The sequence below is a fragment of the Candidatus Symbiopectobacterium sp. NZEC135 genome (assembly GCF_025962695.1).
On record NZ_JAGFPF010000357.1, the window covers coordinates 1 to 1,684 of the forward strand.

Below are 1,684 nucleotides of genomic sequence, written 5' to 3' on the forward strand. Positions count from 1 at the left end.
ATATCCTAAAATGGAATATTGATCATTTTAGTTGTTATCCCAAAATGGGATAATTGGTTGGGGTTGTTACTGAGAGGAGTGACTGATATGGAAAAAGGTGACTGGCATCCTGCTGACATCATTGCATCTTTAAAAAAGCGGGGGACAACCATGACGGCGCTTTCAAGGAAAGCGGGACTGGCGTCTTCAACATTAGCGAATACGTTAGCCCGCCACTGGCCCAAAGGAGAACGCCTGATTGCCGATGCGTTAAACACACAACCGGAAAAAATCTGGCCCTCGCGCTATCGAAACATCCAACGTGGTCACGGTGAACAAGGAGAGTAGTGGGGCCGTGTTTTGAGTTCAGCGCTCCTGACGGGATACCTATTTCATAGATATTCCGTCAGGAGCCAACAAGCGCAGCGCGTTAGCTGCTATCACATTCTCTTTGACGAAGCTGAGAGGTCAGGATTGTTAACATCGTGACAGACGATTTATTGAGCCTGGCGCAATGAAAAAGAGCAGCAACACGCCGACACCCCATGATGCGACTTTCAAACAGTTTCTGGCAAACCCGGATACCGCCAGAGATTTTATGCAACTCCATTTGCCTGGCGAATTGCGGGAGTTGTGTGACCTTACCACTCTGAAACTCGAGTCAGGCTCTTTTATTGAAGATGACCTGCGCGCCTACTTCAGCGATGTGCTCTACAGTGTAAAAACGCGGGTAGGGGAAGGGTACATTCATGTGCTGATTGAGCACCAAAGCTCAGCGGACAAGCACATGGCATTTCGCCTGATGAGATACGCCATCGCGGCCATGCAAAAGTATCTTGACGCGAAACACAAGACATTACCGCTGGTGATCCCGATACTGTTTTATGCAGGCAGCACCAGCCCTTATCCGTATTCCACCAACTGGTTAGCCGGATTTGATTACCCTGATGTGGCTGAACGGCTTTACAGTAAGCCTTTTCCGCTGGTTGATGTCACAGTGATCCCGGATGATGAGATCATGGAGCATCGCAGCATGGCGGCGCTGACTCTGTTGCAAAAGCATATTCGTCAGCGCGATCTGGCGGAGTTGATGGACAGACTGGTGACGCTGTTGCTGGCGGGTTACATGACCAGACAACAGACGATATCACTGGTAAACTACATGGTAGAGGCAGGAGACGCGTTAGACGTAGAGGCTTTTGTCCGAGAACTGGCATACCGGGTGCCACAGCATGAGGAAGAACTGATGACCATAGCGCAGCGACTAGAGCAGAAGGGTATTGAGAAAGGTATCAAAAAGGGTATTGAAAAGGGAATTGAGCAAGGCGTGGAATTAGGAAAGCGCAGTGAACGCCTGGCTATACTGAAAATTGTTAGCACCATGCGGCAGAATGGCATGGATGATGCGGCTGTAATGAAAATGACTGGGCTGACAGCAGAGGAACTGGCGCAACTGCATCAGTAATCGCTTATCAAACAACAACGCGCGTTGTGAGCATGGGCGATGAGTATGCCTGAGTCTGTCTTCGTAGTGAGTTTTATCCTTTCAATATATGAGGCTTGCCGCGTTCAAGTGCAGCTTTCAATGTGTCGCCACTGAGTCGATCGCTGATCCCGTCAGCCTGAGCCCACTGCTCAAAGATAGACACCAGTTTATACGGCTGATTAATTAATGGGGTGATGATTTGTTTTTGCTTACAGGAAA

Annotated in this window: 2 protein-coding genes; both read left to right on the plus strand. The window is 49.0% G+C overall.

Annotated features, from left to right (window positions below; genetic code table 11):
- Positions 1-87 precede the first annotated feature (87 nt).
- A complete protein-coding gene (locus J5224_RS26805; protein WP_264628201.1) occupies positions 88-327 on the plus strand; it encodes a helix-turn-helix domain-containing protein in 240 nt (79 codons plus the stop codon).
- Positions 328-493: 166 nt separating this feature from the next.
- Positions 494-1,444 (plus strand): Rpn family recombination-promoting nuclease/putative transposase, encoded by a 951-nt coding sequence (locus tag J5224_RS26810; RefSeq protein ID WP_264628202.1) that lies wholly within the window; start codon positions 494-496, stop codon positions 1,442-1,444.
- Positions 1,445-1,684 lie beyond the last annotated feature (240 nt).

Bases quoted from the DNA above. Each gene is read 5' to 3' on its own strand.
- J5224_RS26805 (WP_264628201.1), top strand. From the start codon at position 88: ATGGAAAAAGGTGACTGGCATCCTGCTGACATCATTGCATCTTTAAAA.
- J5224_RS26810 (WP_264628202.1), top strand. From the start codon at position 494: ATGAAAAAGAGCAGCAACACGCCGACACCCCATGATGCGACTTTCAAA.